Origin of the sequence: Shewanella livingstonensis, assembly GCF_003855395.1 — a bacterium.
In the GTDB taxonomy this organism is placed as follows: domain Bacteria; phylum Pseudomonadota; class Gammaproteobacteria; order Enterobacterales; family Shewanellaceae; genus Shewanella; species Shewanella livingstonensis.
On the sequence record NZ_CP034015.1, the window covers coordinates 1,257,838 to 1,279,287 of the forward strand.

The following is a 21,450-nucleotide window of genomic DNA, read 5'->3' on the forward strand; positions in this document are numbered from 1 at the left end:
TTACTTGCCTCCCAACGCTTTGTGATTTTGAATCCCTTTAGGTTTCAACATAACAAAGAGATAGGTGCTTAAAAGAGCACATAAACACAATAATTGTGAAGCTTCTTTTAGCTTTAATGTAGCGGTGTTCCAAATGTTTGTAACGAGATTTTCTTCGCTTAAAGTGCCTGCAGACATAATGTCCTCCTGGGTTCGGGCTAATCGGTTTATTGTTAACTTATTTAAAATCAACAATAAAAAAACCACCAAACTAGTTAGTGGTCTAATTATAATAGCACGATTAGAGGTCAAATTTCCAATTGATTATAGGATAAGACGGTTTTACGCGGGTTTCTCTGTGCGATGTAAACTGGTATAGCCTGGTCGTGAGGAGAACGGTATACATGCGTAACGTCATCATTAGCAGAGTCTGTAGGGGTTTTCACGTCGGCTGATGGATTGAACGTTTGCATAACTAATTTTTTTATACTCTAATTAGTTGTATTTTAATACTTATCCCTAAGTCCTTTCGATGGGTTGTGGCTTCAGGTCTACCTCACTTTATACATCAGAGCGATTTATTTTCTATTGAATAATGAAGATATCATTTAAGCTAAAATCATAACCATAAACTCATATTAAGTTTTTCCTGCAAAGCCCAATAAATTGCTTCTATAGGCATCTTACGCGTAGAGATACCTAAATATGCTTTATTATCAATGTGCATATAAGTTTTTATCAATACAAATCTATTGGCTTATTCTAACAAGTAATCTAACTCCTTATCCCTGGGCCAGGATGCTTATTCTGCAATATCGCTATTAATTAATAGCCGAAACGACATCAAAGTAGCGTGCAGGCACACTATTATGAGTCGATGAGTTAATTGAATTAATCATTACAGTTCAAATGGTTTTAATTCAAATTACTTTGTCGTTATTCTTTCCTTGTTACCGTAAATTAGTCATTATTTTTGACAACCTAGTTTGAAGATAACTTAAGAGTCTAACTCGATGTAACAGCGCACCAATATTGCAGTTACAGCCGCTAAAATAACTTCAGATACCGATTTAACTAAACGAAGCTGAGATTATGTTAAACAGTGATATGTTGCATTGTTAGGGGAATGTATTGCTGTGGCGGAACTAATATTGATAGTAAATGAGATCCAGACTCTGATTAAACACAATTTTATTGCATTTAATTAGACGATCGGTCTAATATGAGTTATGAAAAATTCAAGCTTAAATTTAATGAGCAATCCAGATAAGACTCCTGGCCTAAAACCTCGCCGCGGTAGGCCACCTAAAGTTTCGCGTGAAAATTCTGATACGCGGGCAGAGCTTATCCGTAGTGGTCTTGAACAACTGACAGAGCAAGGCTTTGCTTCATCGGGTATTGAACCTATTTTGAAAAAGGTAGGTGTACCTAAAGGTTCTTTTTATCATTACTTTGTCAGTAAAGAAGCATTTGGTCAGGCAGTATTGCAAAATTATGCCGACTATTTTTTACACAAGCTTGAAATTCATTTATTGGACGAATCATTTTTACCATTAACGCGGATTAGAAATTTTGTTAAGAATGCTAAAGCAGGCATGATCCGCTATGAATTTAAACGCGGTTGTTTGGTGGGTAACTTAGGTCAAGAAGTGGGCGTGTTACCAGAAAGCTTTCGACCGCAAATTATTGAGATATTTGTGAGTTGGCAAGATTGCCTAGCTCGTTGCCTTAAGGATGCTCAATTACATGGCGAGCTTGCAGCAAATGCAAATTGCCATCTTTTAGCCGAAAACTTTTGGGTGGGTTGGGAAGGGGCGGTAAGTCGAGCTAAGTTGGTTCAGCAGGCCACACCGTTAGATAATTACTGTGATTTTTTTATGGCCGCACTACCTAAATAACGTTAACTGACAACCTCATCTCTTAAAAAGAGTTGAGGTTAAATAATTTTTCAATCATTAAAAGACGATCAGTCTAAATTAGAGGTATACAATGTTTAATGGCATGCTAATTGAGAAAGATGACCAAGGTTACCGCACCACAGTAAAAAGCATTGACGAAAGTGTGCTACCTGAAGGTGATGTGACGGTAAAAGTACTTTATAGCACTCTTAATTACAAAGATGCTCTGGCCATTACCGGTAAAGCTCCTGTGGTAAGAACATTCCCTATGGTGCCTGGTATTGATTTAGTGGGCATTGTCGAACACAGTGATAGTGATAAGTTTGTTGTCGGTGATGCAGTATTGTTGAATGGTTTTGGCGTAGGTGAAAGCCATTGCGGTGGTTTAGCAACTAAAGCGCGTTTAAAAAGTGAATGGCTTATTCCATTACCTCGTGCATTTTCACCGCAACAAGCCATGGCCATCGGTACCGCAGGTTATACGGCGATGTTATGTGTTATGGCTCTTGAGAAAAATGGCGTAACCCCCGATAAAGGTGAAATACTAGTGACCGGTGCTAATGGCGGTGTTGGCAGTTTTGCTATCGCTATTTTAGCTAAACTCGGCTATCACGTAGTGGCATCTACCGGGCGAGTTGATCAAAGTGAATATTTGAAAAAGTTAGGCGCTAAAGACATTATTGATCGCGCGACCTTATCTGAAGCTGGTCGGCCTTTAGCCAAGGAGCGTTGGGCTGGTGCAGTTGATTCTGTTGGTAGTCATACTCTCGCTAATGTGTGTGCCAGTACCAAGTATGGCGGGACTGTAGCAGCATGTGGTTTGGCACAAGGAATGGATTTTCCCGCTAGCGTGGCACCTTTTATTTTACGTTGCGTGACGTTAGCGGGTGTAGACAGTGTTATGCGATCTTTAGCTGATCGTACAGAAGCATGGAAACGATTAGGGGAGGTCCTTGATCCTGCTGTTTTCGATGATATTGTTCACGAAGTCAGTTTGACTGAAGCGGTTGATGTGGCAAGTGATTTATTAGCTGGTAAAGTTCGTGGCCGTGTGGTTGTTGATGTCAATCGTTAATCCAATTTTTGCTCTGCTTAGTTAATTCTGTCATTAAATTGTCAGTCAGTACTTATCTGACTGGCAGTTTTTACACTTATAAGAGAATGCTTTTAAACATGGATAAGTGCAGCTGACGAGATATATCGGTCAATAAAGTCTTGAGTTGGCATTGGCTTAGCAAATAAGTACCCTTGCAAATAGTCACAAGATAATTGCTCAAGCAGTTTATGTTGTCCTTCTGTTTCGACTCCCTCTGCAACGACTTTGACTTTTAAATGGTGTGCCATAGTGATAATGGCGCGTACTAAAGCAATGCTACTTTCATTGGTTTCCATATGTTGGATAAACGAGCGGTCAATTTTCAAAATATCAATGTCGAGTCGTTGCAAATAAGCTAATGACGAATATCCAACTCCAAAATCATCAATAGCGATATCAATACCATAATGATTGAGGCGTTGCATTTGCTGTTGAATAGGGGAGTCTGGGTCCATCAAGGTGTTTTCTGTCACTTCAATAATCATGGTATCGCGGGGTAAGCGGTGTTTATTACAGGCCAATATCCATTCATCGACCCATAAACCGCTAGGATCAATTTGTAACGGTGAAGTGTTAACGCTCACTTGCATTATATTGCCCGATAACTGATAAAAATAAGCAGCATCTTCAATTGCTTGATCCCTTACCCAATTTCCAATGTCTTCTATTAAGCCATTTTGTTCAGCCACCGGAATAAACTCATTTGGGCCAATTAGGCCACGCTGTGGATGGTTCCAGCGAATGAGCGCTTCTGCTTTTTCAGCTTTAAGTCCAAATTGATCAAAAATAGGTTGATAGAATAATACGAATTGATTGAGTTTGAGTGCGAGGCGAATCTCTTCAATAAGACGTCTTTTTTCAATGGCTTGTTCTTCTATAGCATGAGAGAAAAACTCATATCTATTTCGTCCTTTGCTTTTAGACAGGTACATTGCTTGGTCTGCGTGTTTGACTAACGCCTCAACACTTTGGCCATCAGCAGGATAGAATGTCAGTCCAATGCTACCTGTTACATTCACTTGTGCTTCTTTGATGCTAATACACTGCATTAGGCTATTTTTAACATTCTCTGCAATAGCAGAAGCCTGCGTTAAGTCGCTAACATTTTGAAGAATTAAAGTGAATTCATCGCCACCAAGACGGGCAACGGTATCATGGTCGCGTACACATCTTCGTAAACGTTTAGCGACTTGATGGAGTAGTAAATCGCCATAGTCATGCCCTAAAGTGTCATTCACCTCTTTAAAACCATCTAGATCGATAAAAATGAGTGCAAAAACCATATCGTCAACTTCAATCAGTGACTGGAGTTTTTCATAGAAATAACGTCGATTCGGTAGTTGCGTCAAACCGTCTTGATAGGCAAATTCGTGTAATTGACTATTGGCGTTTTCTAACTCCAAAGTACGCAGTTTTACTTCACTTTCAAGTAAACTTTCACGCTGCTCAATATTATCTAACATGCTATTAAAATAGGTCGTTAATTGACCTATTTCATCTTCAGATTGCACTTTGGCGCGTAAGCTATAATCTTGTGATACAGTTATTTTTTGAGATATATTAGCTAGATAGAGCATCGGGCTTAAAAATTTTCGTCGTAAAAATAAAGATAAAAAGAAACTGGCAATAAACGATGACAACAGAATTAATATAATAAATTGACCGTAAAATTTAACCCGCTCGGTTAGCAGACTATCATCGACAGAGATATGCAAATCACCATAGTGTTGATTATCAAGTGTTAACGGCGTAATGACTTGGGTGATGTTATTGAGATCGTTATCAATATTGTTTGTTGAAAATCGTTTTGATAATGCTTGAGCTAACACGATATCTTCAATATTAGTGACAGTGATAGACAGTACATCCGATCGTAATAATATTGGGTTAATCAGCTCTTGAATGGCATCTTGATCATCAAACAATAAGGCAGCAGTAATATTGGGCGACAACATTTGAGATAAGCTTTGCAGGCTTTCTACTTGCTCTCTTTTAGCCGAAGAGAGTTCAAATGCGCTGAATATAGACGTCACCGTGAGCGTCGATATGATAGCGACGCTCATTAAAATGAACTGTAATTTTTTACTAATAGTATTCAGTGCAAAAAATTGTTTCATAGTCTTAGTTATTTACCACTCGGCCTAGGCGTAATACTTTTGAGCTCATTGTGATACCTGATAATTTCAATTGGTCGGGTGAGACTTCAAAGCGAACCTTGCCACCAGATAAAAAGAAACGAATGTGTCCGCCTTGCTCAATAAAGTGGTCTGTTTCTCCAACAACCATGACATTGGGTAAAAGAGGGCGATTAAATTCCAGCCAAGGCTCAACAGTGTCTGCGGTTATAAACAGAATATTGCATTGCGCTAGGTCTGTTGTTGTGACAGCTATTTCGACATTTTTTATTGGTAAGTTATTCACTTTTCTACCGCTGAGCACTGAGCGCGATACATTAATAAAACTGGCATCTGGGCTACACAGTGTAAATGAGGTGGCATTATCGGGCAGGTTTTGCCATTCGCCGTAACGGGAAAAGTTAAATAAAAAGCCTGCTTTAAGCGCATATTCTTTTTCAATGGCAATTGCGCTCTGGCTCATGATAAGCAAAAGCGTGAATAGTGATCCCAATAGCACTTGTTTAATGATTAACATCAAATTAATTAGAACTTCGCGGTAATTTTAAAAGTAACACTCTCATCGATGTAATTTGAGCGAGTATACGTTTCACCATGATTGCCATATTCAATATGTGAGCCCGCAAAAAGGTTTTTCCCCATAATGGCAGCAGTCCAATTAGGCTGAAAAGCCCAATTCCAGGTTAGATCGAGCGCAGTATAACTGTCCGTTTGGTAAGCATTGCTATTTTCAACTCTGAGTGCCGCAAAAATATTATGTTGCTCAAAAAAATGAATATCTGCTTTGGCAAAGATTTGACGACTGGTTGAGTCAAAACCTATAGCAGGGAAGGTGTTGTCCTCTAAGTCGTAATCAAAGGTGTTATAGCTATAACCTAATTCTGCATTAAAACTGTCTAATGGTTGCCATGATAAAACAATATCGGCACCTTCAGTGGTCAGTTCGGCATTAGAGACTAAGTCAAAGTTAATTGATGTGGTTGTTAGTGCTTGTATTGCGGAATCAATTTGGCCGGCTTGTAACATCGCGAAGATAGGTAAAAATTGCTCGATATTAGGGTTAACCTGGATCACGGCTACATCATCGGTATCAGTATGATAAACCGATAGGTCAAGTGCCCATGTGGTATCAGATAAACGATAGCCCATTTCATAAGATACAGATTTTTCTGACTTTACGCTGTCATTACCATTGAGGTAAGTGCGGATATAATAACGATCAATCTCGGGTATTCCGGTGGTGATAGGCGATACTTCTTCGACTCTTTGTCCATCGATAAGAAAGTTGTCGTTAAATTCAAGTAAAGAGGGAACCCGAACACTTTTTGATACAGAGGCCCACAAGACTTGATTATTTAGTGGTTTCCATACCAGCCTTGCTAGTGGTTGGTTTTCCCAACCAGTCAAATCGTTATGATCAACTTTGACACCCACAATTAAGTCTAATTTGTCCGCAACAATCTTATATTGAGCCTGCGCTAATCCACCATATTGATGTAGGCTTTCAAAGCCTCCATCGCTTTGCACAAAGGTACTGTCTGCAAAAGAAATAGAATTGTAACGGTAGTTTAGCCCCCAATCGAATTGCAAGTCTTGGTATAAAAAGTTCATTTGATAATCGATATCAAATGATTGAAAGTCTTCTTGTAAATAAGTTTGGCTACCACTTTGCTTTAACCAAGATGTTTGCAGCATTTGGTTTGCAGAAGGTGAGATACGATTGTCTAGCCTAGCCATAATACGTGAATCGGTACGATCTAAACTGTCGGTAAATGATATATTACGATTACTATCATCAACGACACCGCGATAATTTTGGCCTAATGTAGACTGCGTAATATCGCCCTGAATTAAGCCTGACCATTGATCATTTGGGGTAAAGTCAAACCGAGTTCCTGCAGATTGCTGTTCCGAAAAATCAGCGGGTTCCATCTCAATGCCTTTACTCGACTTTTGGCCATCTTTAACATGGCCATATACCCTGAAACTACCGTTATTGCCGATATCGCCACCATAACGAAGGTTGGTATCTATATTAAGCTGGCTACCACTGCTGACATCGGCATATAGGCCTCGGGTATCAATACTGTTTTTAGTAATGATATTAATGACGCCATTATTGGCATTGCTGCCCCACAGTAAGCCGCCTTGACCGCGGATAATTTCAATGCGCTCAATATCGTATAACGGTACGTTAAGGGTTTCCCAATACACAGCAGCAAACTTAGGAGTATATAAACTTTGGCCGTCTATCATCACCAATAGTTTGGCTGAAAATCTCGATGCCACTCCTCGAGATGAAATCGCCCATTGATTATTGTCGAGTTGTCTTACTGCTAATCCGGGGACCATTTTTAGAGCTTCAGGAACAGATGTTGCACCAGAACGGGTTATTTGTTCTTTTGTTAGTACATAGATAGACGAGGCTGTTTCAAAGGCAGACTGGGTTCTCTTCATCGCTGAAGTTACTTGAACATCCATTGCCATAAGTGAATCTAAATCTAAATCAAGATCACCAAGAGACTCTTCGGCTGCAACCCAAGGCGAAATCAAAATAAATAATAGCAAACATTTTTGTGATAACGTCAAGCTAAAGTCCTCGAAAATCGTTGATAATTATGATCTATTATAGTGACTATTTTAACACATGCTGTTAACTAAATGTCAGCGTATCAGTTTCAATATACGGATTAATTTACTTGCTGTTAACGAGTAAGTTGTTATTTTAGGATTTATAGTTGTGAGTAGTGTCAGTTATGGGTTAAAAATCGATTATTAAGCGCCACGATCAAAATAATTAGCGTTATTTGGAACAGCATCAAAGAGTCTGCAAGATGCATAAAGACGATGGCGCATTTTAACGGTAAACTATACCTATTATAGAGACAGCTTTTGAGGTCATGAGATAGTATGGTAGAACTGCAGCAAAATAATCCACTTCACGGTTTAAAATCAGAAACGATGATATCTGAGTTAGTGGCATTTTATGATTGGAAAATTCTCTACGCAGCCTTGCGTTTAGAGTGCTTCAATACTAACCCTAATATGGACGCTTGTGTTAAGTTCCTAAAAAAGACGGAATGGGCGAGAGAGCGTGTTGAAAACTTTTATTTATACCGTTTCAAGCGTATGCCAAAAGGTAACTCAGCACAATTTGAATTAAAACCTCGTGAGCGTGGTTTTGCTGACGGTATTTTACCGCGTAAGCCGCAGCCTTTAACGGTTGAGTTAGTTGCCGAAATGAAAGCCAAAGCAACGGCTGATTATGAACAAATGAAACATAATCAAAGTCGTTCATATGCTTCTTCGTCATCACCTTCATATTCCTCATCGAGTCGTTCAAATGACAGCGATGCAGCGACACAACGTAGTAATCAAAATAAGCCGCAGCCGACATTTGATCCAAATAACCCGTGGAATAAATAACCACTAGACTGATCTCATGTCAACGTCGGCGCTATAAAAGGGAAAAACCTAGATGCTAGGACGCTACGCTGCTAGATGCTATACAGGCGAAAAGCTTAGATGCTATACAATCTTAGCAGCGAAGCGATACACGCAGGACGCAGTCCGCCCTAGCAGCTAAGCGACACTCGCAGTTGCTCATCAATATCAAACTTGCCATTTGTTCTGCTAACAAGGCGTATTTACGCATAAATAACTTGTTTAATTCAGGTCAATGCAACGCAAATAGCCAAAGACGTCGCTATTTTATAATCGTTTATTATCCAGGACTGAGGTTAGCTGAATAAAGTTAATTGTTTTTGTTAAGCACATTTTGGCTATTTCTATCAAGATGTGGACACACGAGAGAATGATTGCTTAAATAGCAGTGCATGTCTTTGTTGTATTTAACAACAGCACATTCGTTTCAAGGTGACTGGGATTACTTTGGCGGTGCTGTGAGCTTAAATTGAGGCATAAAGGATTAAGAGCCTCATCCATTTTGCAGAATAGCATTGGGATACAACAAGGATAATAATAATGAAACTGAATAAAATTCTACTCGCTATCGGCATGGCTTCTAGCGTTGCGATAGTGGGTTGCGGTGATGACACTCAATACGGCAAAACCCCTCCACCAGATCCTGAACCCGAAGTCGTTACTCCTCCTTTACAAGCTTTTGCGCCTAATGGCAGCTTAAAAGTTCAAATTCGCCGAACTCAATATGGTGTACCACACATTACTGCCGACAATTTAGAGAGTCTTGGTTTCGGTAATGGTTATGCCCAAGCACAAGATAATTTATGTGTAATAGCCGATGGCTTTATTAAAGCCAATTCTGAACGGTCGATGTACTTTGGCCCCCATGCATCGATTGACTTTACAACCGGACTTCCAACCAGTGAAGATAATGGTAACTTAATTTCTGATTTTGCCTACAAAGCATTGAAAATCAGGCAGCTTGCAGAAAACCAATACCCACAGTTTAGTTATAATTCGCGTGCATTAATGGAAGGTTTTAGTGCGGGTTATAATCAATATCTTGCCGATGTTGAAGCCGGCACCCAAACCGGCGAACCATTCTGTGCTGGTCAACCCTGGGTTAAACCTATTAGCGGTGTCGATGTTGCAAGCTATCTATTTTCCATCGCGTTATTACCTGGAGCGGCAAACTTTTTAGATTTAATTTTTTACGCCAACCCAGGCGATGCTCAAGAGTATTTACCGCGTATTGTTGGACCAGCCCCGTCCACTGCGCAAATGGCGTTTGTGCAGGATATGAACAACAAATTAATCGCAAGGTCTGCAACCATTAGCACACCGGAAACTAATCCGCGAAATTTGGGCTCTAATGGTTGGGGTTTAGGAAAGGATAAAACCGAAAATGGTAAAGGCATGGTGTTAGGTAATCCACACTTTCCGCATACCGGTAATTTACGTTTTTGGCAGTCGCATTTGACTATACCAGGGCACATGGATGTAATGGGCGGGTCATTAGTGGGCATGCCTGGTCTCGTCAATATTGGCTTTAACAAAGATCTCGCATGGACCCATACCTTTTCTACTGCCGAACATTTTGTAATGTATAATCTTGAGCTAGTTGCTGGTGACAGGTTGCAGTATATGTTCGATGGCTCAGCTATGCCGATCACCAAAGAAACGGTATCGGTGTTAGTTAATGCAGGCCCTGCAGGCATGTTAGTGGCAGAAAAAGATATTTACACCACAGCCAAAGGTCCGATGGTTGAAGCGCCGCCAACATTAGCGCCATTTGGATGGGATGATGGCCAGGCTTTCTTTATTCAAGATGCCAACATGGCCAATAAAGATCCGCTTGATCATTGGTTAGCCATGAACCGCGCCAGTAATCTTGATGAGTTTCAGCAGGCGTTTAAAAATTATGATGGAGTGATTTTTAATAACACCTTGTATGCCGACAAAGAAGGCAATGCGTTTTATATTGACGACTCAACGGTTCCTGGTTTTTCAGACTTAGTGGTCGATATTATTAAGACGACTCCAGCGATACAAGCCGCGAGAGTCCAAGCAGGGTTTACTATTTTACCCGGTAATACCTCGGTATTTAGTTATGATTCACCCATGCCATATAAACGTGCACCTAAGCTTGAACGTACAGACTTTGTGCAAAACTCAAATAATTCCTTTTGGTCGACTAACTTAGCGGCACCGCTCGAAAACTACTCTCCTTTATACGGTCCAGAACGAGGCCAATTATCATTACGTACTCGTATGGGCTTAACCTTAATGGAAGATGCCGCGGGTGATGACGGTAAATTTAATATTGAGGAACTAGAGGCGGCTTTATTATCCAATCGGGCTTATCTTGCTGAATTAGTGTTACCAGACTTAATTAGCCAGTGTGAGCAACAAGGCTCTACACCGGTTATGGTGAGTGCTACATTGTCTAAAGATGTCTCGGCATCATGTGCCGCGCTAAAGGCGTGGAACGGCAAGCAAGATAATGACAGCAAAGGCGGGGCGTTACTTCGAGAATTTGCCCATCAGTTCAATCAAAACACCATGTTAACAGAATCTTTTGATTATATGAGTGCAGCAACCACGCCCAGTAAACTGAATACCGATGGCAGTGCGTTAACGGCTTTAGCTCATGCAGCTTTGAATCTTGAAGCGGCAGGCTTTGCGGTTGATGTTGCGTTAGGGGATGTGCAATTTGTTGAAAAGTCACTTCCTGATGGTACTGCATCTGGGGTTAAGTTACCTTGGCCAGGCAGTCATAATGCGGAAGGCGGCTTCAACGTATTCTCGACCAGTTTATCGGGCGATGACAGCTTAATTCCTCAGCATAAATATAGCCCTATTATGGATGTTGTTTCTGGTAATGCTACAGCATCAGGACTAACGGCTGAAGGTTACCAAGTTCGCTATGGTTCAAGTTGGATGATGACCGTGAGTTTTACCGATGAAGGCCCTAAGGCAAAAGGTATTTTGACTTATTCGGAATCTAGCAATGTGCTAAGTCCGAGCTTTTCCGATCAAAGTGAATTGTATTCCTCGTCAAAGCAGTTACGTCCATTGCTATTTACTGAGACAGAGATCCAAGCATCGCTTGAATCGACCACAGAGCTGACCTTCCAACGAAATTAGTAGTGGTCAGACCAAAATAACCAACCTGTTAATAGCAGGTTGGTTTTAGTATGATGTCTAACTAAGTCTGTGATTAAAATCAATAAAAACTATCAAAATGGCTAGGTTTTGTAAGGGTTTAAGATTATCAACCCCTACTTTGGTATAAGGTTGAGTTGCTTGACCTATACTTGTAACTGAAACAAACTCACCATTAAATATATTCTTATAATTAATGGGATGATAAAACCATGTTGATTTTTGTTATTTGTATTGCCGTGTTGCTGCTCGCATACAAGTTTTATAGCCCGTTTGTTGAGCGACAAGCAGGTATTGATCCTACCGCTATAACCCCACAAACACGTTTTAATGATGGCGTTGACTATGTCCCCGTTCATCCCGCGAAAGCGTTCTTAATTCAATTTCTTAATATTGCAGGTGTCGGACCGATATTCGGGCCTATCTTGGGCGCGCTTTATGGCCCTATCGCACTAGTTTGGATTGTTATTGGTAATGTACTCGGTGGTGCCGTACACGATTACTTTTCTGGGGTAATGAGTATCAAAGAAGACGGTAAAAGCTTACCTGAAATCGCCGGTCATTATTTCAATGTGTATTTTAAAGCGGCCATGTTGATTTTTACCGCTATGCTACTGTTCTTTGTTGGCGTGGTATTTATCATGAGTCCAGCAGGTCTATTAAGTAACTTAGATTATTTTAAAGACACCATTTTTGCTAATAATACCTTCTGGGTATTAATTATTTTAGCTTACTACTTCTTCGCAACATTACTGCCGATAGACAAGATTATAACTAAGCTTTATCCATTTTTTGGCGCACTCATGATTGTGATGACCACATCGATTGCGGTGGCGTTATTAATCAATGCACCACAATTACCAGAATTTGGCGATATCTTTGCTTATTTTGATCACAGCCACTACAACAACGATTTATTAGAGCCTAACCCAGACGGTTTACCGGTATGGCCATTATTATTCGTTACCATTACTTGTGGTGCCATTAGTGGTTTCCATTCTACTCAAGCACCCATTATGGCGCGTTGTTTAACCAACGAAAAGTATGTCCGACCTGTGTATTACGGTGCAATGGTTGCTGAAGGTATTGTGGCATGTGTATGGGCAACCGCTGGTATTGCGGCATTCCCTGGTGGTTATATTGAGCTTAAGGAGATCCTTGCTCAAGGTGGGCCAGGTATGGTGGTTAATCAGGTCGCAACTACTTACTTAGGCGTTGCTGGTGGTATTATGGCGGTTATAGCTGTTGCTGTGTTCCCTATTACCTCAGGCGATACTGCATTTAGATCGCTACGTTTAACCATTATCGATGCGTTTAAAATCCCTCAAAGTATGACTAACCGTCTATTGGTTGCAGTACCTGTACTTATCATTGCATATTTTATGACCAAAATTGACTTTACGTTAATTTGGCGTTATTTCGCATTCTCTAATATGTTGTTATCTACCAGCGTATTGTGGTTAGCGACTAAGTATTTGTTTGATCGCGGTGCCTTCCATTGGATTGTCAGCATTCCAGCGATTATCGGTACCTGTGTAACCATATCGTATATTTTAACCGCCGGTATTGGTTTAGGTTTACCACAAGAACTCAGTCAACCTGCGGGTATAGTGGTTGGTGTGATATCTCTTATCGCACTGATTATTGCCCACAATAAACGTAAAGTGAAATCTGCTTTATAATTTGTTACAGGGTTAATTAATACCAAGGGCTGCATGTGCAGCCCTTTTTGTTGGTCATTTTAAAAGTAGACTAATGACCGATACGATCAAGCTTTTGTATCAACTCTATTTTAATACTATCCGGCGTTTGGCTGTGCCAGTAACCGCCTACGTAAGCAAATAGCGGTAACATAAACATGATAGTCAGTAACACAATCAGTAATCCTCTGGCGGATAATTGAATACCATTGCGAGTGCTAAATTGTAGAGCCTCTTTTTTAGGACAAGCAGACACACAACGCATACAAGCTTGGCATTCATCTGAATGGATATTTTTTTGAGTATGCACCGATATATTGGCAGGACAAGCGCGAGTACATTTATCGCAACTCATGCCTTTAGTTTCAATTAAACAATGCTGAGTATCACGGCGGATTTTAAACGGGCTTAAAAAACTGACAATGCCCAACAACGCGCCATAAGGGCAAATATAGCGGCAAAAACCTTGGCGACGCCATGCCGCTAAGGCAAAGATAATGCTAAAACCAATGAGAGCAACCACGGATGGCATCATAAAAAACACGGCCATTTTTAAGTCTGCTACTTTGTGATAATTACCTTCTAAGTAATGTGGAATACTTGCTGATGGCATAGAAATAACCAAATAAAGCAGTGCTGCTAATAGTAAATATTTAACCATTCTCAGTGGCCAGTCTATCCACGCCGGCGGTAATAACTCAGCGTGAATAATACGTTTTCTTAGTCTGTATAAGTATTCACCCGCCAGTCCTAGCGGGCAAGCCCAACCACAAAAAGCGCGCTTACATACAACGCCAGTGAGCAATACTACGCACAACATCACCACAGCAGCAGGATGATTTTGATCCCATAGGCCTAATGTTAAAATGGCTTTAAGTTCAATGCCGCCGGCAATGGGTAAAAATGCATCACCTACATCTGGTCTCATTAACCAAGGTGTTTCTCCGGCATACAATAATCCTGCATTAATGGCATATTGCACTCCGACCAATAACATCGACAATGCAAAAAAATGTTGGCAAATCTCACGTATTGCATTGGGTCTGCCTTCTGCATTGGCAAACGCAGGTTGATATTGTCCTAATGCGGTGACGACTAATACCGCGCCCAACAATATGAGTAAAAGCGGCCAGAAAAAGCTAGCAAGAGTTGCGCCGAGCAATAATGCCCCGCTGACCAATGCGCCCCATTTTTTGCCACCCCAATACAGTAAGCTGGTGCTATATACTAAGGCTAGCATTAAGGTAATTGATTCAATTGTACTCATAGAGGATGCCTGTAGTGTTTTATTTTCTATCAATAATGATAAAAGTTCTGCTTAAGGGCTAATGTGAGAGGGATCAACAAAGGTGATAATTGATTTCTAAATATATGATCTATATTGATTTGTTTAATTTATGTAAACATTGTTAAGCAATGTGTTGTTTAGGGGACTTCAATTTATTGTCATTAACTTGTCTTATTTTTTGGTTAACTTATTCAGACTATTTTGTGACAGTAAAAAGTGGCTAATGGCTAAGTTTTCATTTGAGCACTCGTTCGAGATCGACACCTTAAAGCGTTTGGTTGCCCAACATCAGCACCAATTTAGGCACCAGTCTTTGGTGGATTTGTACTACCGTGGTGAAAAACTCTCGGTTACTGCTATTGAGTTAGGTCAACAGCAACAGCCTTGCCCTACGGTATTATTTGTTGGTGGGGTACACGGTGTTGAGCGCATCGGAGCACAAGTAGTATTGGCGTTTTTAGACAGTTTACTTAATCGTCTACCCTGGGATACTCACTTACAGCAGTTACTCAAATATGTGCGTTTAGCCTTTGTGCCAGTAGTCAATCCGGCGGGCTTTTTACGAGGCAGCCGTGGCAATAGTAATAACGTTGATTTAATGCGCAATGCACCGATTGATTCTGACGAGGATGTGACCTTTTTAGTGGGAGGGCAACGATTATCACCACGCTTGCCTTGGTATCGTGGCCAAAATGGTATGGAATTAGAAACCCATGCGTTAATCAAGTATGTCCAACAACTACAAGGTGAAAGTTCGAGTGTCATCGTGTTAGATGCGCATTCTGGTTTTGGTTTGCGAGATCATCTGTGGTTCCCCCATGCGCATACTCGGCAGCCCTTTGCTGGCATAGGTTATATTTACCAGTTAATGCAGTTGTTCGAGAAAGGCTATCCGCATCACAGCCATTATCGGTTGGCACCACAAAGCCATTTTTATCGCACTCATGGCGATATTTGGGATTACTTAGTGGCAAGTAACGTCAGCGAAAAACCGTTTATTCCGTTAACCTTAGAAATGGGATCGTGGGCTTGGGTGCGTAAAAATCCACGTCAGTTATTTAACTTTTCTGGTTATTTTAATCCGCAAAAAACTCATCGACATCAACGTATTTTACGACGTCACGTGGTACTAATGCAGTTTTTGATTGATGCAGCTTATGCGCAAGTTATTGAGCAAATAAAACCTCAACAGCTGACACAATTGACTCAACAAGCCAATCGCTTTTGGTCTAAAAAAGCTAAATGAGGCTCTGTGAGGATAAGTGAGGTCATGCTATGACGACGTTAGTGTTACTTAGAGGCTTAATGCGTGATAGCCGCCATTGGTATGGATTTGATCAGCGTTTAGCTCAACAAGCGGTGAATGTTATTAGCATCGATTTACCGGGTAATGGCCTGTTAGTCAATCAACCTAGCCCAGGTAAAATGCAAGATTATTGTGATGCGGTGTGGCAACAAATCGATGATGCATTACTAAAACAGGGCATGCTACCAAGCCAAGTTAAGGTGGTATTGGTTGGATTGTCTATGGGCGGCATGTTGGCCTTAACGATGGCGGCGCAGTGTCGCTTGCGAGTACAACATGTGGTGTTAATTAACAGCAGTGCAGCCAACTTGTCACCTTGGTATAAACGATTCCAGTGCTTGGGGTTAATGAGGTCATTGGGGGCGGTGTTGACTCGAGCTTTACACACCAGCTTGTCGAACAATATTGATAATGACAAGAGCCACTGGCTAGAGGCAACGGTTTTAGATTTTACCAGCAGGCATTTGGGGCAAAGTATTGAAGTCATTCATGCCTGGAGCTTATTACGCTTGCAATGCCATACGTCACTATCCAATGGATTACGCCAGTTGTACGCCTCGGCTCGTTTTCATAGTCCTGTCTTGAATGGCATATCAGTTAGTGTGATTGTCGCCAATCAAGATAAGTTAGCCCATCCCAAATGTAGCGAACAGTTAGCGGTATTTTATCAAACTCAGTTACACAAAATCGATGACTGTGGCCACGATGTCAGCCTTGATCAACCGCAACAATTGCAACAACTATTGCTTGAGCTTATTCATTAGGGCTTATTCGCTAGAGCTTATTCATTAGGACGGTTCCATCGGGGCTCATAGAATATTGCTTCTTGAATAGAAAGTACTGAATCGAGCGCTAAATAGAGAATGTTAAATAGATAATGTTATATAGAAAGTACTTAGTAGCGATTAGTCATTCAATCACACAATCAGTCACTCTAGGGCCTGTTGATCTTTGCTGGTTGAATTTTGTTCGAGTTAAAAACGTTTTAATCGAGGCGAATGGATTGATGCCTAGTCATCTAAGCAAAATGCATTCAACAAAGAGTAAAACGTTTTTAGCCGAACCCTTCGGGCAGCGTTTGTTGGCCATTTTTACTGTGTTATCGACTTTTTATGTAGAATAACTACACCTCAAAGTCTCTGCCTTGTACAAATGGCCAACAATTCGCTGCAAAAATAACCTTGAAAGATCAACAGGCCCTAGCTTACTTGCCATTTTTTAATGTCTTGCTGCCAAGCATTGGCGGTAAAGTCGATAAAGGCTCTAACAACAGTTTGCTGATAGCTACGCGACAAATAAACCGCCCACAACGTTTTACCCGGCGCAGTGATGTTGGGCAGCACTTCAATTAACTCTCCGAGTTCAAGGTAATGGTTAGCTAAGTCGGTCGGTAAGCATACTACGCCATTACCGCGCAGCGCCGCATTGATCAACACGCCCATATCGTTGGCTTGTAGATTGCCAGTCACATCAAGTAAACAGGTTCGTGACTCATCGATTATCTCCCAACGTGGTTGGCTCGAATGGCGTAAACAGTTGTGTTGTAATAAGTCACTGGCTGACAATATAGCTGAATTTTTGGCTAGGTAGACAGGAGATGCGCAAATGACACTGTCGATATGCATTAAGCGCCTAGCAATTAAACTTTCATCTGGCTGGTGGGTATAACGCAGTGCAATATCAACTCTGTCATTAACCAATTGCGAGACATTGTCAGACAATAATAGCTGAATATTAACTTGAGGATGTTGCTGGCAAAAAGCCTCAACTACGTCATACAGTTTGTGTTGCCCAAGCCCAATAGGTGAGGCGATACGGATACTGCCAACCAGTTCATTATTATGGCTATTAGCGCGACTTTCCATCGCGGTGACTTCGCTTAGAATACGCTGGCAATAGTTAAGCGCTTCTTCACCTTGCAGCGTTAAACTCACTCGCCTTGTCGTGCGATGTAATAAGCGTAATGCTAACCATTGTTCAACTTCTTTAATGTGTCTAGAAACCTGCAGGCGGCTTAAACCAAGCTGCTCGGCTGCTTGGGTAAAACTGCCACAACTGGCTACTTCTACAAAACTGCGTATAGCTGAGATCTTGTCCATGACTCTCCTGATGGTTGGTTTACGTAAGCTTATAAGTTGTCGAGGTTTGCTAACAGCGCTTCGGCTTTATTGATAATGGCTTGTTGAGTGCCAGTATCCATCTTTTGCCAATTTTTATATACCATCGTCATGCGCGGATTACGGCCAAATTGCGCTTGATGGCGTTGAATAAAATGCCAATATAAGCTGTTAAACGGGCAGGCATTTTCTTCTGTTTTGAGTTTGACATTGTAATGGCAGTTTTTGCAATGGTCGCTCATTTTATTTAAATAATTACCACTGGCGGCATAAGGTTTAGTGGCGACAATACCGCCGTCGGCAAATTGGGTCATGCCACGGGTGTTGGGCATTTCGACCCATTCGATGGCATCAATGTAAATGCCCAAATACCATTGGTCGACCTCATCAGGGTTGATACCTGCGAGTAAACTAAAACAACCGGTAACCATTAACCGTTGAATATGGTGCGCATAGGCAAAGTCGAGTGACTGCTTAATGGTGTGGTGCATGCAGCTCATCTTGGTGTTTGCGGTCCAAAAATACCCTGGTAGCGGTCTTTGCGCTTGCAAAGCATTTTGAGTGGCGTAGTCGGGCATATTGATCCAATAAATCCCGCGGACATATTCGCGCCAACCTAATATTTGTCGTACAAAACCTTCTACTTGTGCCAAAGAAATATCATCTTGATGCGCTTGCCAGTGGGCAATGACTTTATTAATCACTTCGCTAGGGGAAATAATTTTGGCGTTAAGCGCAAACGATAGCCTTGAATGATATAGGCTCCAATCGGAACGACTATTTTCGGTCATCGCATCTTGAAAATGGCCAAAACGGATCAATAAGTGCTGGCAAAAATAGTCGAGTAACTTACGGGATTGAAGTCGATTAACTGGCCATAATAATTGGCTTTCTGCTTTGCCAATGGTGTTGATATTGTGCCGTTTAAGTCGGACTAAAATATCACTGACATCGTTGGCAAACAGTAATGGCGAAGGAATATCGGCCAAATCATTCTTTTTTATACTCGCCCGGTTTTGCTGATCAAAATTCCACTGACCACCAAAAGGTTCACCATCTTGCATCAACACATTAAAGCGTTTACGCATACGGCGATAAAAAAACTCCATTTTAACGTGTTTTTTCGGGGTGAATTCGCGTTGAATATCACTAAAAGGCAGTAAAAAATGTTCACTGTCGGTGCCGTTGATCGCAATACCAGGCAGTACAACTGAGCTTAACTGCTGTGATAATCGATACTCATCAGGTTGTTGGTATTGAAAATGAGTTAATTTGTGCTCTTTGGTAATGTATTCAAGTAACTGTGGCAGGTCGGCATAATGCTGGGTTTCATCTAAGGTCAGGTACATAACCTGATGACCGCATTGCGCTAAAGCTTGAGCAAATTGCGCCATGGCGGCAAAAAAGGCACACACTTTTTGTACATGATGGTTAACGTAACCGGTTTCTTGCTTTAGCTCAGCAATCACATACACCACAGTCGGATCGATTTGTTTAAACCAACTGTGCGAGGCATTGAGTTGATCGCCCAAAATGAGGCGTAAGGTTTGTGTTTGTGGCGATAGTGACGCCGAAATAGTGTTAAAAACGGTTATCATTTTATTCCCTTTAATCAGCTTTGTGGCGGCGGCAACGTTCTGAGCAATACTTAACATGCTCCCAATCTTTAGCCCATTTTTTACGCCATGCAAAAGGGCGTAGGCAAACCAGACAGGTTTTATACTCAAGATGCGTTTTTTTATGTGTCATGAGGACTTTTTCCTCGTGTTTTTTGCGCTAACGGTTTGCCTTTAGTTGGCTTAGGTTTAGCCTGCTTACGTTGAGGACTAACGTGTCGGCCTAATACTGCCGCGATATGTCGCTTAACTTGTGGTTGTTCACGGTATGACCATAAACGATCCCGCGCGGCTTGTGACGCTAGGGTTAGATCGATCATAGGTTCTGGATAATCACGGCCTAAAATCACGTCATTAAAAATTGCTTCCATTGGCGGTTGCAGCCAAGGCTGATGAATATATTCATTGGGTAAGTTGCTGAGCTCTGGGCACCATTGGCGAATAAAATCGCCGCGCGGATCTTGGTCTTGTGACTGTTTAATCGGATTATATAATCTTATGGTATTAATGCCCGTGACTGACGCTTGCATTTGCAGTTGTGGGTAATGAATCCCCGGCTCAAAATCAAGAAAGTAATTAGCTAATGGCAAGCTGGCTAACTGCCAGTTAATGTTTAAATGGTGGGTGACAAAACTGACCAGCATGGCACGCATTCTAAAGTTAATATAGCCGGTTTCTTTTAAGCAACGCATACAGGCATCAATAATCGGAATGCCCGTTTGACCTTCGGCCCAGCGCTGAATATCTTGCGCGACATCGTCATCATCTCGATACGGGAACTGCAAATACCCAGGATTTACTGGGGTAAATTCCATGCTGCATTGGCTTTCAAATTTTTGCATAAAATGGCAATGCCAGTGTAAGCGCGACATCATCGCCAGCAATGGTTTACGCCAGCCTCGGTTATTTGTGGCATCGCTATTCCCACCCTGCACCTCGTTATAACGGGTTAATGTGGCTTGGTACACTTGCCTAAGGCTAATGTTACCCCAAGCCAAATAAGGCGATAAGCGTGAGCAATGAGTACGGCTTAAGCTGGGGCTAGAAATACTGCGTTGATAATCTTTGCCGCGATGGCTTAAAAAGCTGTTTATTACTGATCTAGCCGCTTTTGGGCCACCGACTTGAAACTGCTCATTGGGTTCGATTATCGTTTTACTTAGCACTGGCTGTTGATAATGGCTCAGTGATTGTAACTTGCATTGCTGTTTACACTGTTGCCAATTAGGAATTGCGATGGGCTGGTTCATCACTTGTTGCCAATGTTGATCCCACTGTTTGCGGTGTTTACGACCACGCACTACCGCGCCTGTTGGTGATTGCTGCCAAGTAATATGCTGTTGATTACACCAACTCGCCACCGCTTTGTCGCGGTTAAAAGTATTGTTTAAGCCAATCTCTTGATGACTAAAAACAGTATTAATTTCAAATTGTTCGGCGAGCTTATTTAACAACGTTAACATCGGCATAGCGAAAACATACACTTGACCATTAAATCGGAGCAGTTGTTGATTCATCTCTTGCAATGACTGCCACACAAAGCGCCAATGGCGTTCATTATAATGCGAATCTGCAAGCATTAATGGCTCAAAATTATATATCAGTAAGCAGGGGAGATGATGATCAAATGCATCGACTAATGGTTGGTGATCAGACAAGCGCAAGTCACGTTTAAACCAGACAATATTGATCGCTTGTTTGTTGCTGTTGAGCATGGGGCCAAAAGT

The 21,450-nt window shown here is 41.4% G+C and carries 16 protein-coding genes; 7 read left to right on the forward strand and 9 right to left on the reverse strand.

Going from position 1 to position 21,450, the window contains the following annotated elements:
* Window positions 1-177 carry a hypothetical protein gene (locus EGC82_RS21220; RefSeq protein ID WP_164839094.1) on the reverse strand — a complete coding sequence of 59 codons (177 nt, stop codon included), beginning with the start codon at window positions 175-177 and terminating at the stop codon, window positions 1-3.
* A 1,055-nt stretch (window positions 178-1,232) separates the two neighbouring features.
* Between EGC82_RS21220 and acuR the strand changes: the two genes are divergently transcribed.
* Both acuR and acuI read left to right on the forward strand, forming a co-directional pair.
* Complete coding sequence (acuR, locus tag EGC82_RS05475; protein ID WP_164839095.1) at window positions 1,233-1,877, forward strand: acrylate utilization transcriptional regulator AcuR; 645 nt, start codon at window positions 1,233-1,235, stop codon at window positions 1,875-1,877.
* A 91-nt stretch (window positions 1,878-1,968) separates the two neighbouring features.
* On the forward strand, window positions 1,969-2,952 hold the full coding sequence (gene acuI / locus EGC82_RS05480) for an acrylyl-CoA reductase (NADPH) (protein ID WP_124729863.1): 984 nt from the start codon (window positions 1,969-1,971) through the stop codon (window positions 2,950-2,952).
* Between the two features lie 92 nt (window positions 2,953-3,044).
* On the opposite strand, the gene EGC82_RS05485 is transcribed toward acuI, so the two are convergent.
* From EGC82_RS05485 to EGC82_RS05495, 3 genes are read right to left on the reverse strand one after another with little or no spacing between them, the layout of a single operon-like run.
* Window positions 3,045-5,090 carry a putative bifunctional diguanylate cyclase/phosphodiesterase gene (locus EGC82_RS05485; RefSeq protein WP_124729864.1) on the reverse strand — a complete coding sequence of 682 codons (2,046 nt, stop codon included), beginning with the start codon at window positions 5,088-5,090 and terminating at the stop codon, window positions 3,045-3,047.
* 4 nt (window positions 5,091-5,094) lie between these two features.
* Window positions 5,095-5,625, reverse strand: coding sequence for a YfiR family protein (locus tag EGC82_RS05490; protein ID WP_124729865.1), 531 nt, complete (start codon window positions 5,623-5,625; stop codon window positions 5,095-5,097).
* Between the two features lie 8 nt (window positions 5,626-5,633).
* The gene (locus EGC82_RS05495; RefSeq protein ID WP_244212543.1) at window positions 5,634-7,697 is read right to left on the reverse strand and encodes a TonB-dependent receptor plug domain-containing protein; all 2,064 of its coding nucleotides are present in this window, start codon (window positions 7,695-7,697) and stop codon (window positions 5,634-5,636) included.
* Window positions 7,698-8,018: 321 nt separating this feature from the next.
* Between EGC82_RS05495 and EGC82_RS05500 the strand changes: the two genes are divergently transcribed.
* From EGC82_RS05500 to EGC82_RS05510, 3 genes are all read left to right on the forward strand, one after another.
* Window positions 8,019-8,534 (forward strand): VF530 family protein, encoded by a 516-nt coding sequence (locus EGC82_RS05500; protein ID WP_011636249.1) that lies wholly within the window; start codon window positions 8,019-8,021, stop codon window positions 8,532-8,534.
* A 558-nt stretch (window positions 8,535-9,092) separates the two neighbouring features.
* Entirely contained in the window at window positions 9,093-11,678 is a 2,586-nt protein-coding gene (locus EGC82_RS05505) for an acylase (protein ID WP_124729866.1), read from the forward strand.
* A 230-nt stretch (window positions 11,679-11,908) separates the two neighbouring features.
* Window positions 11,909-13,378, forward strand: coding sequence for a carbon starvation CstA family protein (locus EGC82_RS05510; RefSeq protein ID WP_124729867.1), 1,470 nt, complete (start codon window positions 11,909-11,911; stop codon window positions 13,376-13,378).
* A 70-nt stretch (window positions 13,379-13,448) separates the two neighbouring features.
* Here the strand turns inward: EGC82_RS05510 and EGC82_RS05515 are convergent, their stop codons facing one another.
* The gene (locus EGC82_RS05515) at window positions 13,449-14,663 is read right to left on the reverse strand and encodes a 4Fe-4S binding protein (RefSeq protein ID WP_124729868.1); all 1,215 of its coding nucleotides are present in this window, start codon (window positions 14,661-14,663) and stop codon (window positions 13,449-13,451) included.
* 244 nt (window positions 14,664-14,907) lie between these two features.
* On the opposite strand from EGC82_RS05515, the gene EGC82_RS05520 reads away from it, so the two are divergent.
* On the forward strand, window positions 14,908-15,930 hold the full coding sequence (locus EGC82_RS05520; protein WP_124729869.1) for a DUF2817 domain-containing protein: 1,023 nt from the start codon (window positions 14,908-14,910) through the stop codon (window positions 15,928-15,930).
* 29 nt (window positions 15,931-15,959) lie between these two features.
* On the forward strand, window positions 15,960-16,754 hold the full coding sequence (locus EGC82_RS05525) for an alpha/beta fold hydrolase (protein WP_124729870.1): 795 nt from the start codon (window positions 15,960-15,962) through the stop codon (window positions 16,752-16,754).
* A 435-nt stretch (window positions 16,755-17,189) separates the two neighbouring features.
* Here EGC82_RS05525 and EGC82_RS05535 read toward each other — a convergent pair whose 3' ends face one another.
* The 4 genes from EGC82_RS05535 to EGC82_RS05550 are packed head-to-tail and all read right to left on the reverse strand — an operon-like array spanning window position 17,190 to window position 21,438.
* Window positions 17,190-18,089, reverse strand: a complete 900-nt coding sequence (locus EGC82_RS05535; RefSeq protein WP_124729871.1) for a LysR family transcriptional regulator — start codon at window positions 18,087-18,089, stop codon at window positions 17,190-17,192.
* Window positions 18,090-18,118: 29 nt separating this feature from the next.
* Window positions 18,119-19,705 carry a cryptochrome/photolyase family protein gene (locus EGC82_RS05540; protein WP_124729872.1) on the reverse strand — a complete coding sequence of 529 codons (1,587 nt, stop codon included), beginning with the start codon at window positions 19,703-19,705 and terminating at the stop codon, window positions 18,119-18,121.
* A 10-nt stretch (window positions 19,706-19,715) separates the two neighbouring features.
* Window positions 19,716-19,856 carry a DUF2256 domain-containing protein gene (locus tag EGC82_RS05545; protein WP_124729873.1) on the reverse strand — a complete coding sequence of 47 codons (141 nt, stop codon included), beginning with the start codon at window positions 19,854-19,856 and terminating at the stop codon, window positions 19,716-19,718.
* On the reverse strand, window positions 19,846-21,438 hold the full coding sequence (locus tag EGC82_RS05550) for a cryptochrome/deoxyribodipyrimidine photo-lyase family protein (protein ID WP_124729874.1): 1,593 nt from the start codon (window positions 21,436-21,438) through the stop codon (window positions 19,846-19,848). The genes EGC82_RS05545 and EGC82_RS05550 overlap by 11 nt, the downstream gene beginning before the upstream one ends.
* Window positions 21,439-21,450 lie beyond the last annotated feature (12 nt).

Bases quoted from the DNA above. Each gene is read 5' to 3' on its own strand.
- EGC82_RS21220 (WP_164839094.1), bottom strand. From the start codon at position 177: ATGTCTGCAGGCACTTTAAGCGAAGAAAATCTCGTTACAAACATTTGG.
- acuR (WP_164839095.1), top strand. From the start codon at position 1,233: ATGAGCAATCCAGATAAGACTCCTGGCCTAAAACCTCGCCGCGGTAGG.
- acuI (WP_124729863.1), top strand. From the start codon at position 1,969: ATGTTTAATGGCATGCTAATTGAGAAAGATGACCAAGGTTACCGCACC.
- EGC82_RS05485 (WP_124729864.1), bottom strand. From the start codon at position 5,090: ATGAAACAATTTTTTGCACTGAATACTATTAGTAAAAAATTACAGTTC.
- EGC82_RS05490 (WP_124729865.1), bottom strand. From the start codon at position 5,625: ATGTTAATCATTAAACAAGTGCTATTGGGATCACTATTCACGCTTTTG.
- EGC82_RS05500 (WP_011636249.1), top strand. From the start codon at position 8,019: ATGGTAGAACTGCAGCAAAATAATCCACTTCACGGTTTAAAATCAGAA.
- EGC82_RS05505 (WP_124729866.1), top strand. From the start codon at position 9,093: ATGAAACTGAATAAAATTCTACTCGCTATCGGCATGGCTTCTAGCGTT.
- EGC82_RS05510 (WP_124729867.1), top strand. From the start codon at position 11,909: ATGTTGATTTTTGTTATTTGTATTGCCGTGTTGCTGCTCGCATACAAG.
- EGC82_RS05515 (WP_124729868.1), bottom strand. From the start codon at position 14,663: ATGAGTACAATTGAATCAATTACCTTAATGCTAGCCTTAGTATATAGC.
- EGC82_RS05520 (WP_124729869.1), top strand. From the start codon at position 14,908: ATGGCTAAGTTTTCATTTGAGCACTCGTTCGAGATCGACACCTTAAAG.
- EGC82_RS05525 (WP_124729870.1), top strand. From the start codon at position 15,960: ATGACGACGTTAGTGTTACTTAGAGGCTTAATGCGTGATAGCCGCCAT.
- EGC82_RS05535 (WP_124729871.1), bottom strand. From the start codon at position 18,089: ATGGACAAGATCTCAGCTATACGCAGTTTTGTAGAAGTAGCCAGTTGT.
- EGC82_RS05540 (WP_124729872.1), bottom strand. From the start codon at position 19,705: ATGATAACCGTTTTTAACACTATTTCGGCGTCACTATCGCCACAAACA.
- EGC82_RS05545 (WP_124729873.1), bottom strand. From the start codon at position 19,856: ATGACACATAAAAAAACGCATCTTGAGTATAAAACCTGTCTGGTTTGC.
- EGC82_RS05550 (WP_124729874.1), bottom strand. From the start codon at position 21,438: ATGCTCAACAGCAACAAACAAGCGATCAATATTGTCTGGTTTAAACGT.